The sequence below is a fragment of the Cryomorphaceae bacterium 1068 genome (genome assembly GCA_027214385.1).
Taxonomy (GTDB): Bacteria; Bacteroidota; Bacteroidia; order Flavobacteriales_D; family Cryomorphaceae; genus JAKVAV01.
Window position 1 is genome coordinate 70,380 of the sequence record JAPVXR010000011.1, and the last position, 26,313, is coordinate 96,692.

The 26,313-nt window shown below is 43.3% G+C and carries 21 protein-coding genes; 9 read left to right on the forward strand and 12 right to left on the reverse strand.

Annotated features, from left to right (window positions below; translation table 11 throughout):
• Positions 1-89: 89 nt before the first annotated feature.
• From O3Q51_13420 to O3Q51_13435, 4 genes are all read right to left on the reverse strand, one after another.
• Positions 90-593: a DUF4399 domain-containing protein gene (locus O3Q51_13420; GenBank protein MCZ4409814.1), complete on the reverse strand. Its 504-nt coding sequence runs from the start codon at positions 591-593 to the stop codon at positions 90-92.
• Positions 594-739: 146 nt separating this feature from the next.
• Positions 740-3,631 carry a T9SS type A sorting domain-containing protein gene (locus O3Q51_13425; GenBank protein ID MCZ4409815.1) on the reverse strand — a complete coding sequence of 964 codons (2,892 nt, stop codon included), beginning with the start codon at positions 3,629-3,631 and terminating at the stop codon, positions 740-742.
• Between the two features lie 421 nt (positions 3,632-4,052).
• Positions 4,053-4,667, reverse strand: coding sequence for a response regulator transcription factor (locus tag O3Q51_13430; GenBank protein ID MCZ4409816.1), 615 nt, complete (start codon positions 4,665-4,667; stop codon positions 4,053-4,055).
• The gene (locus O3Q51_13435; protein MCZ4409817.1) at positions 4,643-6,481 is read right to left on the reverse strand and encodes a tetratricopeptide repeat protein; all 1,839 of its coding nucleotides are present in this window, start codon (positions 6,479-6,481) and stop codon (positions 4,643-4,645) included. The genes O3Q51_13430 and O3Q51_13435 overlap by 25 nt, the downstream gene beginning before the upstream one ends.
• A gap of 90 nt (positions 6,482-6,571) precedes the next feature.
• Here O3Q51_13435 and O3Q51_13440 point away from each other — a divergent pair, with 90 nt between their 5' ends.
• Entirely contained in the window at positions 6,572-7,633 is a 1,062-nt protein-coding gene (locus O3Q51_13440; protein ID MCZ4409818.1) for a PA0069 family radical SAM protein, read from the forward strand.
• Positions 7,634-7,677: 44 nt separating this feature from the next.
• On the opposite strand, the gene O3Q51_13445 is transcribed toward O3Q51_13440, so the two are convergent.
• Both O3Q51_13445 and O3Q51_13450 read right to left on the reverse strand, forming a co-directional pair.
• Entirely contained in the window at positions 7,678-8,592 is a 915-nt protein-coding gene (locus tag O3Q51_13445) for a hypothetical protein (GenBank protein MCZ4409819.1), read from the reverse strand.
• A 44-nt stretch (positions 8,593-8,636) separates the two neighbouring features.
• Positions 8,637-9,302 (reverse strand): BT1926 family outer membrane beta-barrel protein, encoded by a 666-nt coding sequence (locus tag O3Q51_13450; GenBank protein ID MCZ4409820.1) that lies wholly within the window; start codon positions 9,300-9,302, stop codon positions 8,637-8,639.
• A 471-nt stretch (positions 9,303-9,773) separates the two neighbouring features.
• Between O3Q51_13450 and pulA the strand changes: the two genes are divergently transcribed.
• Positions 9,774-11,678, forward strand: a complete 1,905-nt coding sequence (gene pulA, locus O3Q51_13455; protein MCZ4409821.1) for a type I pullulanase — start codon at positions 9,774-9,776, stop codon at positions 11,676-11,678.
• On the opposite strand, the gene O3Q51_13460 is transcribed toward pulA, so the two are convergent.
• The gene (locus O3Q51_13460; GenBank protein ID MCZ4409822.1) at positions 11,675-12,178 is read right to left on the reverse strand and encodes an NAD(P)H-dependent oxidoreductase; all 504 of its coding nucleotides are present in this window, start codon (positions 12,176-12,178) and stop codon (positions 11,675-11,677) included. The two genes, pulA and O3Q51_13460, sit on opposite strands and share 4 nt — an antisense overlap.
• A gap of 211 nt (positions 12,179-12,389) precedes the next feature.
• Between O3Q51_13460 and O3Q51_13465 the strand changes: the two genes are divergently transcribed.
• Positions 12,390-13,412 (forward strand): DUF481 domain-containing protein, encoded by a 1,023-nt coding sequence (locus O3Q51_13465; protein MCZ4409823.1) that lies wholly within the window; start codon positions 12,390-12,392, stop codon positions 13,410-13,412.
• 66 nt (positions 13,413-13,478) lie between these two features.
• Here O3Q51_13465 and O3Q51_13470 read toward each other — a convergent pair whose 3' ends face one another.
• From O3Q51_13470 to O3Q51_13480, 3 genes are read right to left on the reverse strand one after another with little or no spacing between them, the layout of a single operon-like run.
• Entirely contained in the window at positions 13,479-14,189 is a 711-nt protein-coding gene (locus O3Q51_13470) for a Yip1 family protein (protein ID MCZ4409824.1), read from the reverse strand.
• Positions 14,190-14,218: 29 nt separating this feature from the next.
• Positions 14,219-16,609, reverse strand: coding sequence for a DUF5686 family protein (locus O3Q51_13475; GenBank protein ID MCZ4409825.1), 2,391 nt, complete (start codon positions 16,607-16,609; stop codon positions 14,219-14,221).
• Between the two features lie 11 nt (positions 16,610-16,620).
• Positions 16,621-17,046, reverse strand: a complete 426-nt coding sequence (locus O3Q51_13480) for a PaaI family thioesterase (GenBank protein ID MCZ4409826.1) — start codon at positions 17,044-17,046, stop codon at positions 16,621-16,623.
• 66 nt (positions 17,047-17,112) lie between these two features.
• On the opposite strand from O3Q51_13480, the gene O3Q51_13485 reads away from it, so the two are divergent.
• Complete coding sequence (locus O3Q51_13485) at positions 17,113-18,000, forward strand: T9SS type A sorting domain-containing protein (GenBank protein MCZ4409827.1); 888 nt, start codon at positions 17,113-17,115, stop codon at positions 17,998-18,000.
• A gap of 1 nt (position 18,001) precedes the next feature.
• Positions 18,002-18,946, forward strand: a complete 945-nt coding sequence (locus O3Q51_13490) for a T9SS type A sorting domain-containing protein (GenBank protein MCZ4409828.1) — start codon at positions 18,002-18,004, stop codon at positions 18,944-18,946.
• Positions 18,947-18,972: 26 nt separating this feature from the next.
• Here O3Q51_13490 and O3Q51_13495 read toward each other — a convergent pair whose 3' ends face one another.
• Both O3Q51_13495 and O3Q51_13500 read right to left on the reverse strand, forming a co-directional pair.
• Positions 18,973-19,710, reverse strand: coding sequence for a hypothetical protein (locus O3Q51_13495; GenBank protein MCZ4409829.1), 738 nt, complete (start codon positions 19,708-19,710; stop codon positions 18,973-18,975).
• Positions 19,711-19,799: 89 nt separating this feature from the next.
• Positions 19,800-20,741: a CPBP family intramembrane metalloprotease gene (locus O3Q51_13500; GenBank protein ID MCZ4409830.1), complete on the reverse strand. Its 942-nt coding sequence runs from the start codon at positions 20,739-20,741 to the stop codon at positions 19,800-19,802.
• Between the two features lie 390 nt (positions 20,742-21,131).
• Between O3Q51_13500 and O3Q51_13505 the strand changes: the two genes are divergently transcribed.
• The 4 genes from O3Q51_13505 to O3Q51_13520 all read left to right on the forward strand — a co-directional run bounded on the left by O3Q51_13505 (position 21,132) and on the right by O3Q51_13520 (position 26,274).
• Positions 21,132-22,406: a hypothetical protein gene (locus O3Q51_13505; protein ID MCZ4409831.1), complete on the forward strand. Its 1,275-nt coding sequence runs from the start codon at positions 21,132-21,134 to the stop codon at positions 22,404-22,406.
• Positions 22,407-22,411: 5 nt separating this feature from the next.
• On the forward strand, positions 22,412-23,674 hold the full coding sequence (locus O3Q51_13510; protein ID MCZ4409832.1) for a hypothetical protein: 1,263 nt from the start codon (positions 22,412-22,414) through the stop codon (positions 23,672-23,674).
• Between the two features lie 11 nt (positions 23,675-23,685).
• The gene (locus O3Q51_13515; protein MCZ4409833.1) at positions 23,686-25,401 is read left to right on the forward strand and encodes a T9SS type A sorting domain-containing protein; all 1,716 of its coding nucleotides are present in this window, start codon (positions 23,686-23,688) and stop codon (positions 25,399-25,401) included.
• Positions 25,402-25,554: 153 nt separating this feature from the next.
• Entirely contained in the window at positions 25,555-26,274 is a 720-nt protein-coding gene (locus O3Q51_13520; GenBank protein MCZ4409834.1) for a LytTR family DNA-binding domain-containing protein, read from the forward strand.
• The last annotated feature ends 39 nt before the right edge of the window (positions 26,275-26,313 follow it).

Consider the following 26,313-nt stretch of genomic DNA (forward strand, 5'->3'; position numbering starts at 1 on the left):
TATGGTTCGTGACGAGCCCTGATAGAGTGGAGTAAAAACAAAAAACGCCCCGTTTCCGGAGCGTTTTTTAAACTCAATCTCGTTTGGTTTTATTCCAAAATCTTCACTTGAATCTTTGCGCTCAAGGCTTCGCCATAAGATCTGTGCAAACCATCGGCAAATTGTAGAACAAGTGTGTGCACCCCCGGAGACAGGTTAAGGGTGTCACCCGTCTGACCACCACCGTAGTGAATGTGCGTATCATCAGCAGGAACGGCCTCGCCCATAGGAATAAAGTCGCCATCGATAATGATGTGGTGGTGTCCGTAGCCTTCCTTCACTTCACCGGCTGGCTCTACTGCGATGCCTTCTGCACCAAATTCAACGTAAACGGGAGATGCGACGGCATCACCATTTTTCATATTGGCAAAGAAAATTTTTGAGTCCGCAGGTACCGCCGGCATTTCAGGACCCGACATCTCATCACCATGATCGTGACCTGCGTGGTCATCCACCATGGTTTCTACTTCTACATTTTCTTCAGTGGTCTCGGTATTTCCTCCACAAGCGGTCAAAAGGCCAAAGGCAATTAAGGGAATAAACAGCTTTTTCATGTTCAAATTTTTCGTTTGCGTAAAGGTAATCATTGAATGACATTATAAATATCACATTCACCTCTTTGCGAACAAACTCTTGTAAAAAAATGGCCGCAGCCCAAAGTGGGCTGCGGCCATCATCACTAGTGATAACCGATGCTCGGTTAGCGCGCTACCATGATCTTGGTTATGGTTGTTTTAGATTGGCCGGTATACCGGCAGATGTAAACGCCATTGGGTAAACTAGAAGCGTCAAAGGTTAAACGGTAGCTTTGGTCTGCTTGGATTTCACCAGCGTAAAGTTGTGCTACTTGTCTTCCGTTCAAATCAAATACGGCGACTGTGGCATTGTCTGCAAAGTCTGATTTGACGGTTATTGTAGTATTGTCTGACACGGGGTTTGGAGCTGCCGTAATGCTCGCGTCCACCGCTGTAGAGAAAAATTGCCACGAACTAAATGGACCTGCAATAACCGGAGTTTGGGAACAACCGCAGCGCACTCTCCATTCATAATTCTGATTGATCTGGAGTACACTTCCGGGAATGGTAAATGCATCAGTATCACCCCCCACGATGGTAGAACCCAATAGGGAGGTAGCACCCGCCAAGCGCAATTGAACTTGGCACCCTACTTGTCCTAAGATAGATCCCCAGCCGATATTCACATTCGTAGCGTTGACCTGAGTCGTCAAGCTAGCTTCGTCCAGAGCAGGGAAGGGGATGGGACAGCAAGGCTCTTCACCTGTATCTCCGCCTACGCATTCTTCGCAAGTGTCTAAGAAGGCTGTTCCTCCAAAGTCGCCGTTGCAATCAGGTAGACAAGCTTCGAGTCCGGTGTTCCCTTCTACGCAGGTACCACAATTGTCAATAAAAGCGGTTCCACCAAAGTCGCCGTTGCAGTCTTGAACACAAGCCTCTAGTCCTGTCAATCCGCCAACGCAGTCATCACATTCATCTATAAAGGCCGTTCCGCCAAAATCGCCGTTGCAATCGGGTACGCACTCTTCAATGCCCGTAGTACCTCCTACGCAATCGTCGCAATTGTCGATAAAGGCTGTACCTCCAATAGTGTTGTTGCAGTCCACTTCTACGATGCACAAGCCGAATACTCCACCGATGGTGCTGTTTCTGTTCCAAGCTCTGAGGTATAGTGTTTGTCCGGCCAAGGCAGGATTGTCAAAAACATTCTGCTGAGGGGTATTCGCGCAAATTTGACTGCTAAAACTCCCACAAGTTCCTGTGTAAAGGCTGTAGCCAAAATTGCCCACAACATTTTGCCTTTGAATGGCAAACTTTCCATTGGCCGGAACTTCAAAAGTAAACCAGATGTCGTCTCCCTGATATTGGCCGCAGCTCGGGTCGGCTACACCCACTTCATCCGTAGCGTTGTATGATCCGAAAAAGTTATAGTTGCATTCCGATGGATTTACGTTGAGTCCAATAGCGTCTGCGCAATCGTCATTTGGCGAGAGCTCATCAGTTAGCAGGCACAATTCGAAGTCCGAGCCTTGGCGGTTATTGAATCGGAAAGCACGTATAAAGATTGTTTCGCCACCAAGACTCGGATCATCAAAAATAATTTCATCATCACCTTCGCACAATATTTCGGTAAAATCGCCGCAGCTACCCGTATAAAAAGCCAACTGTTGAGTTCCCGATGGTCTGTTCAATGTAAATTGTCCCATCGGTGGTGCCTGAAATGAGAACCAAATATCTCCTCCTTGGAAGAATCCGCAAGAAGGATTTGGCGCAATATCTTCGGATTCAGCCGTCGTAAACTGAGTGGAAAAGGCTTCGGATAAACAAGTATCGCTGAAAGCGATTTCCAATGCATTGGCGCAATTGTCGTTTGCGGGAGTATTAATGGCAGTGATGCAGATGTCATAAATCGACCCTTGATCATTGTTAAATCGAAAAGTTCGGAGATAAAGAGTCTCTCCCGCTAGGGTAGGGTCATTAAAATTCAGCGCTCCATTGTCGCAGACCAGTTCGGTAAAGCCACCACAACTGCCTTCATACAAAGACCAATACGAGTTGGTTGCATCAATTCTGAATTGCCCCGAAGCAGGTACCGTGAATGTAAACCAGGTGTCGCCTCCTTGGTAAAAACCACAAGAAGGATTTTCGGCTACGGACACATCCTCGGCCGTACTTAAGGTATGACTGAAAGTCTGGTAGTTGCAAGTTGTCTGAATAGGGAGAGTGATCGCATCGGCACAGTTATCATTGGGTTGGGGCGAGTATTCCCAAACGCAAAGCGAATAGTCACTGCCCTGTGAGCTATTGAAGCGATATGTTCGCAGATATACGGTTTGACCTGCGAGACCTGACTCTCGGTAATTGAATGATCCTGAGTTGCAGTCGATTTCAGTAAAGCTCCCGCATGATCCGGTGTACAATACATATTGAGTGCTGCTCGACTCGACTCTGAAATTTCCCGAAGCAGGAACTTCAAAACTAAACCAGCTATCGGTTCCTTGATAGAATCCGCAGGAAGGGTTAGCGGCGATACTTGCGTCTTCCGAGGTAGACTCCTTCGTAGAATAGTCTTGGGAAATACATTCAGTGCCCAATGCTAACGAAGTGGCGTTCGCACAATTGTCATTGGCGGGTGGATTGATTTCCCAGACACATAAAGAAAAGTCATTTCCTGATGCATTGTTAAATCGAAATGCTCTGATGTAAAGTGTTTCCCCACTTAGGTCAGGTCTTGCGAAGTTTACCGCTTTGCTTTCGCAGAGTATTTCGGTAAATGCACCGCAACTACCTTCATAAAGAGAATAGCTGTTTCCACTTAAGTCAATCCTAAAATTTCCTGAGGCCGGCACTTCGAAGGAAAACCAAACATCGCCTCCTTGGTAAAAACCGCAAGTTGGATTTTCAGCTATGGTCAGGTCTTCGGCAGTTGCCGAAATGGAGGTGTAATCTTCCGATATACACTCGGTGCCAACTGAAAGTGTGATGGCATCCGCACAATTGTCATTAAGTGGTTGAGAAAAAAGACTTGTGCTAAACAGAATCGCACAAAGCCCAAGAAACGTGCTTACTACTTTCATAATGGTTGTTCTTTGGTTATTAAATTGATTGAACCAAAGGTGCGGTATGCATTCGGGAGGGCTTTCACCCATATGGGTGATTTTGCTTTTTTAAGTATTAAGTACAAAGACATCAGTACGAAGAGTTGTGCGTAAGCTTGGATCACCGTAACCTTTAAATCCTAATACCACGTCTAATTGCAGAACTCGTCATAAATTTGATTGCGATTAAGCCCGGGACATAATACTTAATACGTACATTATTAGGTGTTAAGGTATCAGTATTAAGGGCTGTTAAGTAATGCATTTTTATCATCTTCAACACTTGAAACTATGTGAAGAGCAGGTCAAACTTGATAATGGAAGTCGATTCTCACTTAGATGCTTCTCAATCTTTCGGCTTACTAACTAATACTTTGTACTTAATGCTTTCCAGATCCCTTTAACGCAAAAACTCCAAGATTTTAAAAATGGCCTGCGTACGGTTCGAGACATCCAACTTTTCAAAAAGATGAAGCAAGTGGGTCTTAACAGTGTTGACCGAAACATACATGGAGTCGGCGATTTCCTTATTTGTCTTACCCTCTCGCAAGTGGAGTAGGAGATCATACTCTCTGGGGCTAAGTGGCACTGGAATAGAGCGATTGATGTTGTCGATGTCCAGCGTACTCTGTGTTTTCTCCAGGTGATTGTAAATCGCAATTTCCAAAGAAGTCATCACATCCCTTCCGTCGAATGGCTTGAGTAGATACCCGTCAGGTCGGGTTTTCTTGGCGCGTTCTAAAACCTGTTTTCCCGAATAACTGGTGAGGTAGATGAAGGGGATATTGTAATGATCGCGTATTTCTTGCCCGATATCGATACCGTCCTTTTCTTCTCCCAAATTGATGTCTAGAAGGACAGCTTGCGGATTTGCATGCTTGATTTTTTCGATGGCAGACGTGTAGTTGTGAGCTATACCTACTGTCTCAAAATTGTTCTCTTCTAGGAACCCAACTAAATCTTCCGCTATAAGCGGCTCATCTTCTACTACTAGGATGCGATATTTTTCGGCCAAAGTCTCTTGTATTTTCCAATGGTACAAATTACTTCAAAGCCCCCGTTTTCCAAAATTTCAATTTTTGCTTGAAGCTTTTCTTCAAAGGCCCTGATCAATTTCATCCCAAAAGAGAGTTCAGATCTTGTCTTGCCCTGCATTCCTTTCCCGCTGTCACTTACCGTGAGCATCAGTTGATTCTGCCTTTCGGCAAATGTGACTGAGATCTGCCCTTCATCGTTAGCGTCAAAAGCGTACTTCAGGGAGTTGGTGATCAATTCGTTGATGATAATCCCGAGCGGGATAGCCGTGTCGATGTCGAGCGAAATAGGCTCAACTTCAATTTTTAAATCGATGAGGTCGTGGTCGAGCTTGTAGGCATTAAACAGTTTTTTACACAAGTTCGGGATGTACTCCTCCATATTTATGCTTGCCAGCTCTTTATCGCTATAGAGGTATTGGTGAATGAGCGCCATGGAGTGCACGCGGTTTTTGCTTTCGCTAATAGCATCTTTCGCTTTTTCGTCTTTAATCTCGCGACCTTGAATGCTCAGCAGGGAACTTACCACTTGAAGGTTGTTCTTCACCCGATGGTGAATTTCTCGCAAGAGAAGTTCGCGTTCAGAAAGGGCTTCGGCGATGGTTTCATTCTTCGACCTCAAAAGCTTAGCCACTTTTCTTTGGTTGAAAAAACGGTATGTCATAAATCCCAGTACTCCGATTAAAAGGATGGCGAAAAAGAACAAAAGCCTGCGCTGATTTTCATTTTTGGCTGCTGCCAAATTCTGTTCGATTGCTGCCAATTCCAACTCGGTTATTTCTTGCTCCTTTTTGGCACTTTGGTATTTCTGTTCTAATTCATTCGTGTTTCGTACTAGCTCTTCGCTCGATAGTTTTTCTCTCAGATCGAGATACTTTTCGAGCTGCTCGTATCCTTTTTGATATTCTTTTTTGGAATTGTAAACTCTTGCCAGACCCAGATGTGCTCTGGATTGGTAGTCAGGTGAGTGCAGGGCAATGGCTTCCTCAAGTGCAATTTTGTATTCCCGCACCGCTTTGGTATAATCTCCTTCGACACTGAGCATTTCAGCCAATCCTATTCGAGCCACGCAACCCGAGGCTTCATCGTCCAATTTTTCGGCAAGAGGAAGAGCTTGATCATAGAAAAATTTGGCTGAGTCATTTATTTCTTGCTGAAAATACCAATCACCTAAGTTGAGTAGGCAATGCAGAACGATACTTTCACTACCTGCCTCCTCAGCCAATTGAAGAGATCTTCTGAGCAAGTTTGGGACGCTATCAAGGGCTCCCATTTTTTTATACGATATAGCAATATTGTTTAGGCTTCCCGCCATGCCTCTTTTGCTGCCTTTCTTTACCTCTAGGTCATAGCTCTTTTTGAAATATTCTAAGGCTTTTCTGTGGTTTTCCTGAACCCTGAAAATTACTGCCATATTATTGAAGGTGTTTTCCAGGCCTTCACCGCCCAATTCATTTCTCAGAGGAATTACTTCGAGGTATAGCTTTATGGCTTGGTCCAAGTTCCCACTCATTTCGAAAAGAATGGCATTCATTTCCATTGAGACCGCTCGCCAATAGGTAGAGTTTTCCTCTTCGGCTAGTGCAAGTGCTAGTTGTACATAATGGGTGGCGCTATCAAAATTACTAGTAGAATATTCCCAAGCTAGGTCGTTGTATATGCTCAGCAAATCTCCGGTTGTAGGTTCTTCCGTCATTTTTGTCTTAATGGACAAAATGATGTCTGACTCGGTGTCTGCTGCATTTAGCATCGAGTAAACCAGAAAAAATAGAAGCAAAAGAAGTTGCCTTTTCATAATGAGGTTAGGAAAAGTACTGATTAGGTCCGTGTATCTCCAAAAAGTTGGACACAAGTTTTATACTAATTAAATTTGCAAGCCAATAATATGATAAAAAAGAATTCGAGTCGAGGTGCTTCCATTAATCCGCACAATCGATTTTTCAAGCAGGAGTATTCGCGTGAACACGAAGAGGGAATCGACTTGCCACCCGATGAGGATGCGGGTCGCACCACTTTTTTGGAAGTATATCCCAAAACCATCGTCAACAAGGTTTTAAGTCCCGATGTAGGAATGGATTTTTCCATCAATCCTTACCAAGGCTGCGAGCACGGGTGTGTGTATTGCTATGCACGCAACTCCCATGAGTATTGGGGCTACTCTGCGGGAGTGGACTTCGAGCGAAAAATTATGGTGAAAAAAAACGCAGCTGAGCTGCTTCGAAAGAAGCTCGATTCCCGCAGCTGGAAGCCGGTGGCCATCTCCCTTTCTGGAAATACCGATTGCTACCAACCCATAGAGCGAAAGCTAAAAATTACGAGATCCCTGCTTGAGGTTTTTCAGGAATATCGCCATCCTGTCGGAATAATTACCAAGAACGCATTGATTACTCGTGACCTTGATATTCTAAAAGACTTGGCCGCTCAAAACTTGGTGCGCGTCTATTTGAGTATTACCACTCTCGATGAAGAGCTACGAAGGAAAATGGAACCCCGCACGGCTACAGTAGCTCAGCGACTAAAAACACTGGAAAGTCTTTTTGAAGCTGGTATTCCAACGGGAGTGATGATGGCACCGATTATCCCCGGACTCAACAGCCACGAAATCTTGCCTTTGGTAAAGGAAGTGACTGTCAGAGGAGCGCTGAAAGTGGGCTACACGATGGTGAGATTAAACGGGCAAATCGCTGATATTTTCGAGGAATGGATTCGCGAGAATTACCCAGATCGTGCAGGTAAAGTATTGCATCAAGTGGCCAATGCGCATGGCGGAAAACTCAAGGACAGTCGCTTCGGTACTAGAATGAAAGGGGAAGGAAATTACGCATCTATGGTTAAGCGCACGATGGAGATAGCAAGAGAGAGGTATTTACCTGGACGCAAGATCCCCGATTTTGATACCTCTCTTTTTCGCAGACCTCCCAAAGGGCAGCTGAATTTATGGACATAAAAAAAGCCCTCACGAGGAGGGCTCTTTTTAAATATAAGCTTGAATTATTGGCAACCCATGGTTCCGAATCCTTCAACTTCAACAAAATCGAATTCGAAAATGTCGTCGTCTTCAGGATCGTCCGGATCATCGAAGAAATCTCCGAGAACCAATCCAAAGTACTCGCCGTTAAATGACATTGACCCACCTGATACGTTCAACTGTCCTGATTTAGAGAAGTAAACTCCAAATTCGTCAGCTGAGAACTCGTATACCCAAGCAAAACCATTTCCACCCAAGTCGTCAGGCTCGGTGTCACCGTCGAGCTCATCAAACCAGTTGAGGATGTCATAATTTCCATTTGCCTCATTATCGTAAACGATGTAGTAGGCAATACCCTGAAAGAAATCAAAGATTTCATTCGGGTCTTCAAAGTCTCCGGTTGCCAATGCTTCGAGGTCACCCGCAAAGCCAATCACACCCGAAATACCATCAAACTCAGGTCCTCCAAATTCGAAGAGGTCAAGTCCCAAAGCTTCTTCTGATGCTGAGAAACAAAATGTGCTTGAAATATTCAAGACAGCGTTTCCGGCAACAACCGAACCTCCGCCACCGGCATTTCCTCCGAATGCTCCTGCACCGACAAAGAGAATTCCTCCTCCATTTTCGGCTGGAGCCCAAACGACACCTTCGCTACTGCTAAAATTCCATCCCGGATTCGGGTCGGAAAAGCTGAAAGACTTGGTTTTGTTTTTCGGATCAAACTTGATGATTTTATCCATCGTCGAATTGTACCAAGAAATGGCAGGTACTTTATCCGCGAGGTTTTCTATCGATTCTTGTGTATCCTTATCAGTTACTTGCTTCGTATCAGAATAGGCGGGGCCAACGACGGCATCGTCATTTTTCGAGCAAGAAGTGACAAGAAGAAGCCCTGAGGCTAACATCAAGATCGAACTACTTTTTAATAGACGTTTCATAAAACTGATTTCTTTTGGTTCTTAATATCCGAAGTTACGGAATCTTAGAACAAGAAACCGGCTCTGATTTGTCCAACTACATTTGGTCCGATGCCGAAAGAGTTTCCATTTGGCGTTTCAACAGTATCAGCACCTTCAATTGTTGATTCAGAAACCGTGTCAAAATCAGTAGTAAACTGAAGACCGAATCCTAATTCTGCTCCGATGTAAATATTGTCATGGAAATAGTAGTCAACACCACAAATAGCGTTAGCACCAAGTGTTAATGATCCGTCTTTAGTCGTGTTCTCTTCTACGTCATCACCAACTAACACTTCGTCCTTTTGTCTCATGTTAGAAAAACCGATAAGTGCTTCGGCTCCATAGTAAGGAGAAAGTCTGTCAGTACCCGGGAAATGTCTTTCAATACCAGGTGCGATAGTGATGTTGAATTCAGACATGTTCATTTTCAATTCTGTCTGATCTTCATCTTCCGCTAGCATTATGTCAGTTTCACTGCTGAAACCCAAGAAAACAGTTGCACGAAAAGCTGTAGTAGCTGATGTGAATTTTCTGTACTTGATGCCGTTGATTCCAATCGGGCTTCCGCCTAGGGGAGCAAACAAGAACTCGATGTTCTGCTCACCACCTTGTTGTTTAAATACATCTTGTGCGTTGGCTGTTGAGCCGATTAGCAGTGCTGCAACTGCTATAACTAAATACTTTTTCATAACTCTTTTTTTAAGTTAGGTTGTTGAGTTTTATCAAAATCGAAGTAACAGAACTTAATCCCCAATATTCTAGTCGAATTCCGAAGTAATTAACAATGAATAGTTAATTTGTTGAAAACTTTAAGGTGTTGATATATAGGGTTCAACAATGCTTGGCTGTCATTAGTTAACATTAAATGAACACTTTTTGACTGTTTTTTGACTCCGTTTAAAGCTCCTGGTCATGGTCATTTTTTTGATCGGCGGATGTTCAATGCCTTCTCCTAATAAACCAAGTAATGATGAGTAGCGGTGAAATATGATTCTATCATTTTGTTTTTTCTATTGATTAGATTTGGTGAGAAATCAGGAATTCACGAGCCCTCATTAAACTAACTTATGAAGTTTTCTATTCTTCTAACCTACGTCTTTCTTTTATTTAGCACAATACTCTTTACAAGCTGTCAAGAAAGAGCGGAAAAACAAATTCAAGTGAGCGAATACCCTATTTACCGGAAGTCTGATTTGGGATTGACCTTTCAACCGGAAGCCATGATCCTAAAAGTTTGGTCACCCGTGGCAAAATCAATGAGGCTTAATTTATACAAAAGTGACTTAGGAGTGACTCAGCCTATTGAGGTCATTGATATGGGTAAAGTTGAAAATGGAGTATGGCAGGCAAAATTGACCAATGACAAGACAGGACTTTACTATACTTTTCAAGCAGAACACCGAGATGGTTGGAGCGATGAGGTTCCTGACCCTTATGCCAAAGCAGTGGGTAGAAATGGAAAACGAGGCCAGCTGATCAATCCCTCTGAAGCCAATCCCGAAAATTGGTCCTCAGATGCCAAGCCTGATTTCTCGGGTATGAAGCCCAATGACTTTTTGGTTTACGAAGTTCATGTCCGTGACTTCTCGATTTCTGAAAACTCGGGAATGGAAAACAAAGGGAAATTTTTGGCCTTCACCGAAAGGGGAACAAAAAATTCAAAAGGTTTCAGCACGGGAGTTGATCACCTCAAGGAAATGGGCGTGACACATGTGCATCTTTTACCTTCATTTGATTTCCATACCATAGACGAAACCAGGCTGGACGAACCACAATATAATTGGGGTTATGATCCACAAAATTACAATGTCCCCGAAGGCAGCTATTCCACCAATCCCGCTGATGGGGCAATTCGGATCAAAGAGTTTAAAGCAATGGTGCAATCGCTCCATGAAGAGGGAATAGGCGTCGTGATGGATGTGGTCTACAACCATACTTCCCGCACTGATGGTCTCTCTTTCGAGGAATTGGTTCCCGGCTATTACTACCGTCATTGGAACGACAGCACGCTGGGAAACGCCAGTGGATGCGGGAATGAGACTGCTTCGGAGCAACCGATGATGCGTAAGTTCATAATCGAATCGCTGAAATACTGGGCCAATGAATACCATGTAGACGGGTTTCGTTTTGATCTCATGGCCATTCACGATATGGAGACCATGAAAGAAATTGAAAAAGAATTGAGGATCACCAATCCCAATGTGCTCTTGTATGGCGAAGGATGGACAGCGGGAGATTCGCCCCTTCCGATTGAACAAAGAGCATTGAAATCACATACCTATCAAATGCCGGGTATTGCCGCTTTTAGCGATGAGATTCGCGATGGCTTGAAGGGACATTGGAGTAGCCATGAATCGAAAGGTTATGTGAGCGGAAACTTTGATTTGAACGAAAGTGTAAAGTTTGGAATAGTAGGAGGGATAGAGCATCCGCAGATAGACTACGCCGCGGTGAATAATACCGACACAGCTTGGGCTGCAGAGCCGCACCAATGCATGGTGTACGTTTCGTGTCACGATAACCATACGCTTTACGACAAACTTAAAATTGCCAATCCTGATGCGAGTGAAAAAGAGATTCGCGAGATGCATCTCCTGAGCAATTTTGTAGTCCTGACTTCTCAGGGAGTGCCGTTTTTACATGCGGGTGTGGAGTACTTAAGAACTAAGGACGGAGTAGAGAATTCGTATCAATCTCCTGATAGCATCAATCAAATGGATTGGGACGAAAAGTCTCTCAATCTGTATCACGTGGAGCAGCACCAAGCGCTGATCAAGCTGCGCAAAGAGCATCCCTCATTTCGTTTGGGTTCCGCTCATGAAGTAAGAGGACGTGTGGTTTTTCTCGATTCGCCGGCAGGAGTTCTAGCCTACCGAATCGAATCGCCTAAAGAAGATGAATGGAAGCGAGTTGTAGTTGTGATTAATGCCACAAACGCGCTGGTGGATTGGAATGTTCCTGCAGGGGACTGGGATTTGGTTTACCCTGAGAATAACGTTAGTGTCAATTTTCTAAAAGGAAAATTGTCTCCAAGGCAGGGATATATTTTTGCTGAAAGGCGCTAGTTCAGGTGATTTTGAAAAGTGCTTTGAGCCAATTGTACAGCTTCAAAGTTTTCGGCACGTGAACTGATATAAACTCCACGGTGGTATCTCATGCCCAAGTATTTGGCGGTTTCCCGAAAAGGAACTTCAAAACCATCCGGGTGAAACTGGTCTGCACCAACTGAAAAAAGGAAAACATTTTTGCCCGCAAGCGCTCGACCTTTTTCTTTTTCTACACTGATCAAGTCTGTGAATCGGTCCATGAAATTCTTTAAGATTCCACTCATCGAATACCAGTAAACCGGAGTGGCAAAAATGATACTTTTTGCGTTCACCATTCTGTCTGCCAACTCTTGAAATTGGTCCGTAGAAGGGTACTTGGCGTTATAGTCGAAAGGTGCAATTTCGAAATCGAGCAAGTCCACTAAATCGTGTGGAATACCATTGAACACGTTTCGTAAAAGCGTACGAGTATGACTGTCTTTTCTCGCACTTCCCAGTAGTATTATCGTATCGCTCATATTCGTATGAATCTTATTATTTGCAAAAGGTGCAGGTGTAAATGTAAGGATGGTTCTCAGTTTCTCAAACCTTCGAGCTTGTGTTGAGAATTTATTAATCGCGCTGCATAGAACTTGCGAGTCTCACAACTAACCGTCAATCAGATTGTTTACAAGGCCTGTTCCGTATTTTTTTTAGTTTCGTTTTTTGAACCTGTATGATCCAAACTAAATGAAAAAGATTTTATTCTTTCTGACATTTATTTCCTTGGCGCAATCTGTTTGCGCACAGTCTGATTCATTGATTTTTCGAAATGGAAATACCATGGTGGGTGAGGTAAAAGAAATGACCCGCGGGGTTCTGACCATTGAGACCGAATACAGCGATAGTGACTTCATGATTGAATGGCAGCAGATCTCGGAGTTTTATAGCGATCAACTGTATACCGTCAATTTAGATGACAGAACTTTGCTCACTGAAGCGAAGATTGAGAATCTTGGAAACGGAAAGTTCAAAATAGTCGGCGAGGCTCAAACACGTGAAGTGAATATTGATGAGATTGTATATCTGAGACAATTGGATTCATCGTTTTGGAGTAAGATGTCAGCTTCGGTAGATTTGGGTTTTAGCTTGACCAAAGCCAGTAATCTACGACAGTACAATGCTTCTGCAAACTTGGGCTACAAGACGGATCAATGGACGGTAAACGGACATTACCGACAAGTGCGATCGAATCAAGATGATGTGGACCCGATACGTAGAACAGAGGCAGGAATTGGCGGTGACTATTCATTGCGAAACGGGATTTTCTTTGGTGCAGCTTTGAACTTTCTCTCCAATACGGAGCAGCAAATCGATCTGCGTACCACCGGATCAGTAGGCGCGGGATACTACATTCTTAGAAACAACGACATGTATTGGAATGGATTTCTCGGGGTAGCCATTAACAACGAAAACTTTTTGGAGGTGCCTGAAGAAGTATCTTCAGACAGGGAGAGTTTAGAAGGCGTATTGGGTACCGAACTTAACATGTACGACGTTGGGGATCTGAACCTTTTTACCAATGTACTTTGGTATCCGAGTTTTACTGAAGAAGGTCGTAATCGTATCGACTACCGCTTCGATTTATCCTATGACTTGCCATTTGATTTTTATATCAAAACGGGACTAACACTCAATTACGATAGCCAGCCCGCACCCGGGGCTTCTCAAACCGATTATGTGATTGTTACTGGTTTTGGCTGGGAGCTATAAACCGCCCTTGAAGCTATTTTAACTAGTAGTATTCCAGCTTCAAACTGAGAGCGATCTTTTGTTTTGCTAAAAAGTGTTGAATAAATCTCCCATAATAAATGCGAAAATGCCAATTGGAATTACAATGATTAATACTGGAATGACCAGATTTAAAATGGCCTTTCCGATTCCGAAATTATGAGCCAGGCTCAAACCTATAACCAGTAATACGGCGGCCCAAATCGAGACAACTATACTGAGAAAAGCGAGCAAGTACAGAATCATTTCAGACTTGGTCAGCCCCAGTACGACAATCTCAATATCACCGGAGTAGAACGTGAAATAGGGTCCAAAAAAGCCAATTTGAAAAAAGAGAAGGACCACTCCTGCAATATTTGGAACCATAGACCATGCTACAATAGTGAGTGTTCTACTGTAATTGCCTTTTCCTCCGATCCATCTCCCGACCATGCTCAGAATCGCTGCAAAAACCATATTGGCCAAAGGGCCAAGTATGGCTCCTATTATGACAATGACCACCAAAGAGAACCAAGGTCCCAAGTCAAAAAGTGGCGCACCATCCAAGGCATTTCCTAAAGCCGACACAGCTCCTCCGATTATAAGAAGTTGGGTGATGTACTTATCGGGGCATTTCTTGAGGATGTACCTCAACGTGTCTTTTGGTCGCAGCCAAATGGATTGCAGTAATTTGCTCTCTTCAATGCCTTCAATGCCTTCAATCAGTTCCTCTTCCTGATTTTGTTCAAAATCTAGTATTTCAATTTCATTTTCGCTCATACTCTAAAAAGTTGCTAAGTGAATATAGCTTAAAAACTGATTGCGAAGCTCACTGCATAAGCCAGATTGTCGCCGAATGAAGGCAACTCATAATAGCCGTGTCGGTAGAAAACGCCTATGCCAAGACCCGAATAGTAGAGACTTCCGCCCTTGTAGCGCAAGATATTGTCAATCACTATTCCTCCTTCCAGATAGGCTCTGTCCATGGTAACTTGTGGCATATCTGGCACGAAGGTCGAAGGCGTTTCCAAATTCCCGATTGCCGCTTGATACATCAGTCGAATTTCAGGTCTGGAAAAGACCCATTCCATTCCGAAAGGGTTTCCGAAGTTTTGGGAAATTCCCGCTTGGGCGTATTGATCGTTAATAAAAGAATAGAGCGGCATCGTGTGGAAATACCCAAAGCCAACAATTCCCAAATCTCGTTCGCCCGAAATACCGCGGCTAAGTATCAAATTGGATTGGTTGATTTGGTCCGCCCAGATCTTTCCTCCTGTAGCAAATAGGCGAAGAGCTCCTAGACGCGCCACATTAATTTCATGCATCACGCGCAATTCTGCTTTGGTATATTCTTGTTCACTTTCGAAAAGCTCATTGATGGCTTGATTTACTTCCAGCGAAATACGAGGGTACGAAACCCCTTGAGGCACCAAGGTGCTTCCGACCATCATGAGCGCTTCGCCTGGATTGTATTCTACCAAGATTCCAACTTCGGTTGTCGTGAGGTTGTACTCCTCGAAAGAGGCATCTGTACGATTCGTTCTTTCAAAATTCCGCCGTTCATTCCGGATGCTCAGGGTTGTTCGAACGTCGCGCATCGGGCGGTACTTGAGTTCAGCTTTATATGCTTCGTAAGGATTCATAAAGCGGATGAACAAGTCACGCTCGACCTCTCCCAATTTTAGGAATCCACCCATGTTTTCGGTGCTTGATCTACCCGGTTCGTCTACATCGTTTTCGTAACCCACATAGAATTCAAACTCTCGCTTTGGCTGGATTCTGAAGCGCAACCCGCCACCATATTTCATCTCTTTATCGCGAAAACCATAGGCGAAATAGGCTTCAGGACTCATCCATTTAATGAGTTTGTCATTGGTGGACAAACCGATACCCAAGCGCAAACCCTCGTATTGATTAAATCCCAAAATGTGCGGCAAAAGAATATCGGCCTTACCAATGCTAAAACGGCCTCGGGCGAGGGAGGCTGATTGGCTCATGGTCCAATCAAATGCTTTTAAGATTCGCGTATCAAGTGTATCGTAAACTTTGTATGTATTGCTTTCTTCGTCAGTAAGGTCTACTTGCCGATAGGGCTTCCAGCTTTCAGCGGTTTGATTGTTCGCGTCCTTTGTTATTTCCACATTGGCAATGCCAAAGCGTCCCGGGTCAAATTCGTACTCCACCGAATCGATGTAGGTATTGCTGATCACCCATATTGGTGGCTCGGACTCGGTGAAAATATACCGAGAACTTGATTGCTCGGGAAACCAATGACCGTTCACCTTTTGGTATTGCTGCCTGATTTCAAAACTCGCTAAGTTGTGCTCTCCCGAGTTCTTCGCTTGAATGGTCACGATAGCCCACTCATTGGCGTCGAGAGTGATGCTTCCTTCAAGGAGGTTTCCATTGGCATTTTTTCTAGGCTGAAAAGCAATGACATAAGCTTTTCCCTCTGCGGTTTCGACGCTGTCTTCCAATTGAAACAAATACCGTCCGTCGCTATTCGGACTTATCGGATTGAGGAAATCAAAATCGATGAATTTCAGATAGGCGGAGTAGCTTGAAAATGGTTGAAACGAATTGGATTGGAGAGAGAATAACGGATTCGAAAACCCTGAAATTTGATTGGCTAAGACCCGTTCTTTCACTTTATTCGGCTGCTCGAAAGTTACCTCGGTGGCACTTTCCAACATCATGAAATGCGCGTTGGCAAAGTTGGAGGAATCTATTTCTCGCTTTATTTGCTCGTCGCTCCGATCCATATCCAAGTAGGCCTTATTGTATGAATGGTATCGAAATTTCGGGAGCTGTTCGGGGTCGTTTTGCTTCCGCATTTTAACTGCTTTTCGAATCATCGCATACGCGGGATCCTCTTTCGCTACCACCGTGAATACAGCCAGATCAAGAGCCGATTTTTCCATTTTCACTTTTGGGCTTTCCGCCAAATCACTAAAGGTGATTTTCTTTTTTGCATAGCCAATCACGGAAAATTCAATGCTGTCAGCGAGGTTTGTATTGCGAGGTACACGCAACGTGTAGTTACCTTCTATGTCGCTTACTGCTTTGGCTTTCGCCGAAATAATATGCACAAAGGGGAGACTCTCGCCTGATTTGGAGTCAGTGATTTTACCTTTGATTACTTCCTGTCCAAATCCCCAAAAGGGAAGAAATGCAAACAGAATCAGAACGTTTTTTCTCATGAAGTTTTCCGCTAAGCTTCCGACAAGATAAACCGACTCTTTACAAATCTTCCCTTTCCGATAGCAATTTTTCGACCTCGCTCATCCAGTAAAACCGCTTCAGCTACCCATAGGTTTTTTGAAGTGAAGCTTAAGGTGCCCTTTGCGCTAAGTGTTCCTCCCGTGACGGGTCTTAGCAGATCGATTGAGAATGATGTGGTTACCACAAAGTATTCGGGTACGATCGAATTCACGGCAAAATAGGCCGCATCATCCAGCATTTTGAAATAGACCGATCCGTGTAGGGCTTCCATTTTGTGAAAAAAATCGGAAGACACCGGATAGGTGATTTCTGCTGCCCCTTCACTCACTTTCAAGGTCATTCCCTCGAAGGGAATTCGGTTGATTTTGGCACTATGGAAGAGCTCTTCTAGTTTTTTGAAATGAGATTCGTTCATTATATTGTTTTCGAAAGGAGTTGATTGGAAGTAGGAGGATTTAGAAACAAACTTAGAATTTAGATTATGAAACCGTTTTTCTTTTTTGTCTTTTTCATTTTTTCCATCTCAACTTCGGCTCAAGATGCCGAGTGGTTTGAGTTGGGAACTACTTGGGTTTACAATTGGAACAGTGTAGGCGATATCAGTCAAGAAGATATAACTACCACTTATTCTGTCACTGAGCTTACTGATTTCTTGGGACAGCCGTGCAGTAAGATCGAACCGCTTCCTTCGGGGTTGGGCTGCTTGCACAATGAGCCGCCTTACTACATGTACGAATCAAACGACACCGTTTATTACGCTACCCAAGAAATGGACTCTTTCGCCATTGGGATGATTTACAGCGACGGAGCAGAGTGGATTTATACCGTGGACTTGAATGGAACGCAAGAGAGTATGAGCGCAACTGTTTCCGGGCTTACTACCGTAACCATTGACGGGCAAGAATTGGCAGTATTGCAGGTTACTTACAGCCACTTATCGGGATTCGAAGGGATGATAGAAATGTTTCCTGCTACACGCACGGTTTGGGAATATATGGGCGACCCAGCCATGTTTATCATTCCCTTCGGAAAATTCGGGATCTGCGATATTGAAACAAATTTGGAATTGCGCTGCTTTACTTCGCCCTCTTTAGATTACCTCAACCCCGATTTTTCTTCCTGCACCCTCTCCTTGGATGAGGTACAAAAAAATCGTCAGATATTTTTTCCTAACCCTGCCACCGAAAGCATTTCGTGGGCCGAACCAATCGATCAAATCTCCTTGTTTGATGTCACGGGTAAACTCATTTTACAGAAGCAAATTAACAGTGAGCAATACTTGTCAGTAGAGCATCTGCCACCTGGAATTTATACCGTATTAATCAAAGACGGGGATACCAATTTTAGCCAAAAAATAATCATCGAATGATATGAAACGGCTTCCTACTTTTTTACTCATCCTTTTTTCTTTTCAAGGCTTTGCACAAGACGAAGTCGAATGGTTCCAGCCTGGACAGGAGTGGTATTACAGGGTCTTTTGTCTTACCACGATTGATTGCGGAACAATACATTATGCAGTTGTCGGAGAAGAAACAATTGGTGGTGAAGAAGCCGCCGTGTTAACAAGAACTGAAATTCAAGAGGGATGGAATGAAGCGGACGTACGCACGGAATACCTGCGCTATGAGAGCGATACGGTATGGCGCTATTCCTTGCAAAGTGAGGAGTGGCATATGTTGTTCGATTTTGGCGCTGAATCGGGAGATGTATGGACTATTCAAGAAGAGGAAGACCATGGATACACCTTTCCCGGCGAAGAGCCTCAAGATGTGCTGCTATTCGAAGTGGTAGTTGATTCAGTTGATTTTTGGATGGAAATTCCTGAATCACCTATTCAAAACAGGCGGGTTGTATACACATCTCCAACCTATAATCCTGTTTTTTCGGCTTTTTCATTCGGTTTATTTACTGCGCCGATCATTGAAGGTATCGGTCCTGTCGGTTCTGCATCAGATCTTATAGGTAATTCTAATTTCGTCATACTCCCTACCTATGAAGCTAGATTTCAGTGCTTTCTCGAAAATGGTGAATTGGTTTACGGAGTCGGTGGGAGTCCGTGTTTCATCCTCAGCACGGATGAAGTTGAACAAGTCGATCATGGTTTGATTTACCCCAATCCCGCTTCAGAGAGTATTTTTTGGGATAAGCAGATTGACGAATTGAGAATTTTCGATGCACGTGGAAAAGTGGTTCTTCAAAAGAATCAGATTGCCGGAGTTTCTTCCGTTTCCATTTCTGAATTAGAAAGGGGGTTTTACACAGTGGTGATGACAGGAGGTAACGGTATTTTCAGTCAGAAACTAATCGTTCAATAATACGGGCTGCACAAAACGAAAAGCTTTTACTTGCGTCCTGATGCTACTTCAGGATCGAGATAAATCGTCATAAACTCCCGAAAAACAGCAGGCTCTCCATCGCGCAATCCCGATTTCCATGAGTACAAATTGGAAAAAGCTTTTTCCACCATTTTTGCTGCTTCGGCATTTTCTGATTTGGCCTCAGTTGCTCGGATATCTCCATCGCGTGTGATCCAAAACTCAACGTCAACGGTGACCACATCTTCGTTTTCTTCTTCAGTCAGTTTCAGCAGCTTCCCGATTTCCGCCAAGAAAGCATCTTGTCCTTTTTGCGGACCTGGAGGCACCTCAAATGGGTAGGGCTTTACCCGCTTTCCATCTTCGTTGTAGTTCCAACCCGAAATCAATGTGTCATTGCGGTAGAAATCTTGTCTCTTCATTTTGCCATTGGGGTGGAAGCTAATGATGTTTCCGTTTTTGATTCCTTCTTTATACTCGGACTGATACCAAGTTTTTCCTCCTTCGTAATACTCGATGCATTTGCCGTGTTTGATGTTTTTGCCGTAGTCGGCGTAAGTGCATTGGCGTTTCAAGGAGCGATCGAGGTAGTAAGCCGTCTCAAGGGTGAGGTCAGCCGTATCTACTTTCGTGAAAACAGAATATGTCTCGGCATCCATCCAGGTAAAAACCGGAAATCCCTCTGGAGCGAAGAAGATGGTGTCTTGGGCTTTTCCTGAAAGGGTAGAGCCAATAATTAAGAGTGCTATAATCAGATTTTTCATGAGGTCTTTTTGGTTGATTCAAAGTTAGCCGAGAAAAGGTGGTATGGCAAAATATTATTTGATTAACACTCCATTTTCCATGCCGACTTTCACAGTACGCGATGCAGATAGCCGATTATTTCCATGCCCCAAGCTACGCCGACGTGAATGATGATACCACCCCAAATATTGCGGTGATACAGTGCAATGATTCCTAAAATATACCCGCCAAATATGGAAGAGATGGCCTCTGTCATTGGCTTGCCAAAGTGTAAGACGCAATAGCTTACCACCATGGGATAAACCACATAGGGGCCTAAATACTTGTGCATGCCGAGGATGAGAAATCCCCGAAAAATCAGTTCTGTAGAAATGAAATCGAGGCCATAAAAGAATTCGTAAACCGCTACTACTTTCCATTCGGGAATGCCATTGTGCAGAGCGAAAACGCTACCGCCGCTTTTGAGGTAGCGGGGGTAATATTCTTGTAGATCACTGAAGAATCCACCGATGAAAATGAATACCAACGCCACTGCCAGAATACTGAAATAAGGCCGAGGAGTGAACCCTTTGAACTGCAAGCCATAAAACTCTGTTTTACCTTTGGGTTCTAAAATGGGGTATAAGACTATTAGTGGTAGTACGACAGCGAGAAGACCTTTTACAGTTGATAGGTTTTTGTAGATGAATCTTGATTCAGAGGGGTCCAGTAGATCTTTGACATGAGGCCAGAGATACCATGATCTATCAAAGGCAAGTATCCCAAAACCGATCGAGAAATGAACCCAGAATCCCGGCTTTTTGATCCAGTCCTTTTTTAAACCGAAAATAGCCAGCAAGCCAACAGTGATGAGGTAGGGAATGCCTTCATACAAAAACATCCAGAGCCCTTTTAGCCAAGAGCCCGTGTAAGAATCGATCACCGAATCTTCAAAGTCATACGTGAAATTGAAAGCGACCAGTCCTGCCAAAAGCAAGCTCATAGAGGTGAGAAAGCCTAGATGGCTGTATTCTCGGGTAAAACGGATGAGTTCTTTGGCGATGGATTTCAAGGAGGGTAAAGCTATAACAAATACTATTTTCTGCCTGATAAAGGTTTGTTTTTGAGTTCTGCTGACTCCATTCACTTTGCGCAGTGAATGTTTAAAGCAGCGATAGCTGAAGTGGATCCTTTGAGAGCAAAATACCTAACGACGATAATGAACCAAAGCTTTATGCAGATTTCAGTCCACACTCATTCTTCACATACTTTTGAGGTCATCTGCGCTTTGATCTGCCCGATGTTTGTTTTGTTTACCGCGAGTGTTGCCACTTATATAGTCAACCTTACCAGTTGTTAACGAATTCTTGGCAAACTCAATACGACTTGCTATTCTTGACCTCAAATGAGCACACGGCTTTCCTCAAATTTCAATAACTTGCTTTTGCGAAGACATTGTGAAATGCACAGAATACTCAAATATCCGATTGTTCTTTTGACTGTTTCACTTCTATGGCTTTCTTGTGCAAAAGACGAAGTTGCCCCATCGGAAAATTCTGTTCAGAAAATCAAGGTTTTTCAAGATGAAGAAATATTTGCCGTAAATGGAATGGTAGCTGGGGAAGGTTCTATTTTATTGGTTTATACGACTAACGCGGACACTTCCTACCTTAAACTGACAGACAATCAAGGTGTGGAAAAATGGACAGTAAATGCATCTTCGAACTTCGGAATTCAAACCACCAATTATTCTGCCGAAGGCTACTTGCGCAAAGTCATCCATGAAAATGGCGTGTTTACATTTTTCATTCAAAATGGAGACAATAATCTTCGCATCCTTCGAATAGATAAGTCGGGAAGTGTCATTTCCGAAATTGAAAATTTCACAAATGAGAATACATCCTCATTCAAGATTTTTGGGGTACAGCTTAATTCAAATGGAAATTATGTTTTGTACGGAAGCATCACTTTGGGTTCTGATAATCGATGCTATTTCGCAGAAATCACTCCAGCCGGTGATGTCGTTTTCAGATCTATCTATACTCCTTTCGGCGGAGGTACAAAAGGTTTTTCGGGTCTAGAGGAGATAGATGGGGGCTATTATTTGGGAGGGTATTTTAGGTCGAATAGTCAAGTCGTATCTAGTTCTATATTTTTAGTCGAATACTCAATTTCGGGCGAATTAGTATCAGAAGAGTTTGTGAATACTCCTATCTCTAATAGCGACTTATTTTTGAACCCTTTTCCGGTTGGCAGAGAATTGATTAAAAACTTAAACGGCTCCTTTAGCTATTTAATTAGTTCGAACGGATCAGATCAAAATTCAGAACCGACGTTAATTTTTAATTTCTCAAATGAGGGTCAATTTCTCGATTCGAATCAAATTGACTTTTTAGAAGAGAACTATTTGCCTGGAATCAGTCCTTTTTTTGGTGAAGGGATTATTAAACTACGGGATGGTTCTCATATAGGGGTTGGTAATGCCGATTTTGGAAGCCTGCTTCAAGACGAAACTCCCGGACTTACGGGATTCAATCCGAATTATAACAACCCGAGATACTCATTTATTTACGAGCTAAACACCACAGGACAAATAGCCAGCTATTCCTACCTACAAAGAGAAGTCTTCAATTACATTTCGTGTTTGGATAAAACATCTGATGGTAAGATCGTAGCTGCAGGAACTTCAATGAGCTTTGGAACCAAACCACAACTTTCAATTCTTTGGCTAAAATGAGGTTGTTGAAGTACATATGGCTGATTCTTTTAATTTCCTTGTTTTCGTGTTCCAAAGAATCTTCGGAAGGACCTTCGGATATAAAAAGAATAAAAGTTATTGATACGGATGCATCGTACATATCCAGAAATACTTCCTTCTTGCCAGACGGTTCCACCGTTACTTTAACTCTGCCATTGGATGATAGTCAATCCAACGATAGCCTACCGAGTAAACTCTTTCGCTATTCACCTGAAGGTGATTTTATTTGGGAATTGGATCTCCCCGAATCACTGAATGAAGGCTGGAAAGTAATAGCATTGGCAGATGGAAATATACTGGTACTGGGATTCTCTGGAGATCTTTTTCCTGAAATGGCCGCCTTGGTGCTCATAAGTCCTGATGCTCAGGTTTTGGAAGAGGTAACCTTCACAGCGCAAACCAGAATTTTTGAATTTTTGGAGAGCAGGAGAAGTATAGATGGACTTCAACGACAGAATGCGGAGATAGCCGTAGTTGTGCCCGTTATTCCAGGACAAGGTCAAGATCTGGTGCCTCGGTTACTTCGTTTTACTTCGAGCTTAGAAATGATTAGTGATGAGATTTATACTGATATTAATGCGAGCCTAAGTCATCCGGGTTCAGTTTTTCAAATTGGCATTGATGAGGATGATCAGACTCAAATTCACCTACACGGAAAGCTATCACCGCCTGATCCCGACATGAATTATTTCGTCATGAATATCACCTTAGATGGAGAGACCATAGAAGAAACCAACAGCTACGTGACAAAGGGTAATATCAGAAACTATCCATCAGGGGTTGCGTCATCTGAGTTAAGCCGTTCTATTTGGTGCGCCGCCGGTAACAATGAGGACGCAGGTATTTTTTCTGCGAACGGTATGGATCTCTTCAGCGTGGGTACTGAAATATCGGTTTTTCAAACGAGTAGCGAAGCCGATAGTCTTGCGGCAACTGTAATCAGTTCGTTTCCCGGAGGTGGCTACATCAAAACGGTTAAAAGAACCAGAGATGGTGGTTACGTGCTCTTGGGTACATGCAATGTTGTAGGCGATCAAACCTTTCCATCTGACTACCGAATTTTATTGGTAAAGTTGAGGTTTGACTTAGCCGTCGAATGGATTCAAAGCCCATCTTTGGGAGTGCCCGCCATAGGAACCGATATCCTAGAATTAGCTGATGGTTACCTAGTAACATGCACACAATACACTTTTTCAGAAATCAATAAACCCTTCTTGATTCAAACAGATATCATGGGTCAATTTTAATAAATCAGAACATGAAAAATCCACTATTCTACATCACAACAGGCTTTGCAATTATTTTAGCTTTCTCCGTTCAGGGACAAGTAAACTCCTGGTCAGTTTCTCTGACTTCTCAAGGTGAAGGGTCGGAGAGCATAAATAAAATGGAGACAGATGACTCAGGCAATATTTTCATTTCAGGAAGTTACAGTGGGAGTGAAAATGTAATGATTGGTGATGTCCTACTCGAACCCCAAGGTTCGCTTTTCTTGGATTCATTCTTTGGTAAACTGAGTCCATCGGGAGAGCCTCAATGGATTCACCCCCTCGGCGATCCTGGCACTGTATTTTTAGCAGTGCGTGACTTTACGGTCGATGATGAAGGGTTTTCATATGTCCTGATTTTTGTAGTTCCTTTCGTGGCGGATCTTCCACTTTCATTTGAATTTGCAGGTCTTACCCTCAATCATTTGCCAGGTGCAGGCGATACGAGCATACTTGTTAAGATCAATCAAGATGGCAACGGCATCTGGAGCAAAACGCTCACAGGTGATGCTAGCTCTGTGGCTAACGCAAACTTAACGCTCCTTTCTGATGGCAATATTTTGGTTTCGGGAAACTTTATTGGTGAGGCTCAATTTGACGAGATCAGTTTGTTTTCAGACGGAGGTGCTGGTCTGGATCTTTTTGCCGCAAAACTTGACGTAAATGATGATTTCGTTTGGGCCAATAGGTTTGGCTCTGTTGAGCTAGATCAATTTGTGGTAGCGGAGCCAGCTGATGATGGTGGTTATTTCATGTCAGGGTATTGGTCTGGAGAGGAATTTTCCATAGGTGGATTAACGGTGACTAATGACAATCCTGTGATCGGGGGCAATTTTGATAGATGGATAGCCAAACTTGATTTAGACGGAGTAGGTGAATGGTTGGTTCGTGAAGCGAGTTTAGGCGATGAAGCTGAGGCTGTTCTAAAAACAACTTCAGATGGGGGGGTTATGGCAGTTTCCTATGCATATGATCCAATTGAAATTGGAGATCAGAGTTTTGAAACAGGTGCAATAGCAGCGAGTAAGTACGATGATGGGGGTAATTTGGCTTTTGTAAAAGAACTAATTGCTCCTGAGGTTGGCGCTAACAGTGAACTTCTATTTCTCGAAGGAGATGGGGATACCTTTTTTCTATCGACGTCGTTTGCCTCCAACACAATAGAAATTGGTGGTGAAGTTTTTGAGAATCAAGGAGGAGAATCAGGTTCATACGACGGCTTATTACTTGAAATAGACAGCGAAGGAGATGTGACCGATGGTTTTTCTTATGGGGGTGATGATCAAGACTATTTCACTCCTGCCGTTTTATTACCTAGTGGTGATTTATTGATTTCGGGAGCCTTTAGTAGTAGTGAAATAACATTAGGTGAGACCACTCTAGTCAACTCGGGTGAATTCACTTCTGACTTCTTCATAGCCAATCTGTCCTTACCTCTTGGATTATTTGAGAGCTCATTCAATCGCAGCAATCTTTTGATCTACCCCAATCCGGCTGTAGACAATATTCAGATTTCGGGTCAACTTCAAAATGGCACGCCTGCTCTAGTTCGCATTTATACGCTAGAAGGTAGATTAATCGATGAAATCGTTCGAACTGCGAAGCCAAATAACCTGATAGATGTATCACATTTACAGACAGGTGCTTACCTAATTGAATGGGTTCAAGGAAATGATCAGTTTGTGGGCAAATTTTTGAAAAACTGAGCCCTGGATCAATGAGAACATCAGGATAAGCTATCACATTGATAAGGACAGTTTAGATTTCTTCATCGGGCTTTGGTTCCATAGATTTGGATAAGAAAGAGCCATTTTGACTTACAGTTATATATTTGTTGCTTTTGTCTAAAAGCGAAATACTTGTATAAAGCCGTTATAGTAGAAGACGATTCATTATCTGCAGAGGCATTTTCAGACCTACTGAAGGGAGGTGAATTCGATATTGAAGTGGCGGCGGTTTTCGATTCGGTATCGAGCGCTATCACAGGTATTCGGAATTCAGCTCCAGACTTATTATTTCTCGATATGGAACTAGGCGATGGAAAAGGATTTGACGTCTTGCAGGCCATAGGTGAGATTTCCTTTGAGGTGATCATTACCACCGCCCATGAAACATATATGTTGGAAGCAATTAAGCACTCTGCGCTGGATTATTTGCTCAAGCCGGTGGAAAAGCAAGAATTGAGAGAAGCGTTTCGTCGCTTTGAAAAACGTATTGCTCAAAAGGTTCCTAAAGTTGATCAGCAGTCAGTCAAATCAAATAAACTGGTTATCCCCAACCAAGAAGGGCTTATTTTGGTAGAAATTGAAGACATTCTTCGTCTTGAATCGGATGGACCGTACACTACCCTTCATCTTGCAGGTGGACAAAAGAAAGTATCGAGTAAGAACCTGGGTTTCTATGAGGAGTCACTAAAACATCATTCCTTTTTTCGGGTCCACCATAGTCACGTTGTGAACTTGAATCACGTGGCCAATTACGTGAGAGGAGAAGGAGGCCACGTAGTACTCTCAGACAAAAGTATAGTAGCCGTATCTCGCAGAAAAAAGGAAGATTTCCTCTCGGTACTTGGAGTCTGAACTGCCTGTGCTAGTGGTGTTTTGCTTCTTCTTTCCACT

Excerpts from the sequence above, each read along its gene's own strand:
- O3Q51_13465 (MCZ4409823.1), top strand. The coding sequence starts at position 12,390 with ATGAAAAAGATTTTATTCTTTCTGACATTTATTTCCTTGGCGCAATCT.
- O3Q51_13480 (MCZ4409826.1), bottom strand. The coding sequence starts at position 17,046 with ATGAACGAATCTCATTTCAAAAAACTAGAAGAGCTCTTCCATAGTGCC.
- O3Q51_13420 (MCZ4409814.1), bottom strand. The coding sequence starts at position 593 with ATGAAAAAGCTGTTTATTCCCTTAATTGCCTTTGGCCTTTTGACCGCT.
- O3Q51_13460 (MCZ4409822.1), bottom strand. The coding sequence starts at position 12,178 with ATGAGCGATACGATAATACTACTGGGAAGTGCGAGAAAAGACAGTCAT.
- O3Q51_13475 (MCZ4409825.1), bottom strand. The coding sequence starts at position 16,609 with ATGAGAAAAAACGTTCTGATTCTGTTTGCATTTCTTCCCTTTTGGGGA.
- O3Q51_13515 (MCZ4409833.1), top strand. The coding sequence starts at position 23,686 with ATGAAAAATCCACTATTCTACATCACAACAGGCTTTGCAATTATTTTA.
- O3Q51_13490 (MCZ4409828.1), top strand. The coding sequence starts at position 18,002 with ATGAAACGGCTTCCTACTTTTTTACTCATCCTTTTTTCTTTTCAAGGC.
- O3Q51_13505 (MCZ4409831.1), top strand. The coding sequence starts at position 21,132 with ATGCACAGAATACTCAAATATCCGATTGTTCTTTTGACTGTTTCACTT.
- O3Q51_13435 (MCZ4409817.1), bottom strand. The coding sequence starts at position 6,481 with ATGAAAAGGCAACTTCTTTTGCTTCTATTTTTTCTGGTTTACTCGATG.
- O3Q51_13450 (MCZ4409820.1), bottom strand. The coding sequence starts at position 9,302 with ATGAAAAAGTATTTAGTTATAGCAGTTGCAGCACTGCTAATCGGCTCA.
- O3Q51_13470 (MCZ4409824.1), bottom strand. The coding sequence starts at position 14,189 with ATGAGCGAAAATGAAATTGAAATACTAGATTTTGAACAAAATCAGGAA.
- O3Q51_13485 (MCZ4409827.1), top strand. The coding sequence starts at position 17,113 with ATGAAACCGTTTTTCTTTTTTGTCTTTTTCATTTTTTCCATCTCAACT.
- O3Q51_13445 (MCZ4409819.1), bottom strand. The coding sequence starts at position 8,592 with ATGAAACGTCTATTAAAAAGTAGTTCGATCTTGATGTTAGCCTCAGGG.
- O3Q51_13440 (MCZ4409818.1), top strand. The coding sequence starts at position 6,572 with ATGATAAAAAAGAATTCGAGTCGAGGTGCTTCCATTAATCCGCACAAT.
- O3Q51_13495 (MCZ4409829.1), bottom strand. The coding sequence starts at position 19,710 with ATGAAAAATCTGATTATAGCACTCTTAATTATTGGCTCTACCCTTTCA.
- O3Q51_13425 (MCZ4409815.1), bottom strand. The coding sequence starts at position 3,631 with ATGAAAGTAGTAAGCACGTTTCTTGGGCTTTGTGCGATTCTGTTTAGC.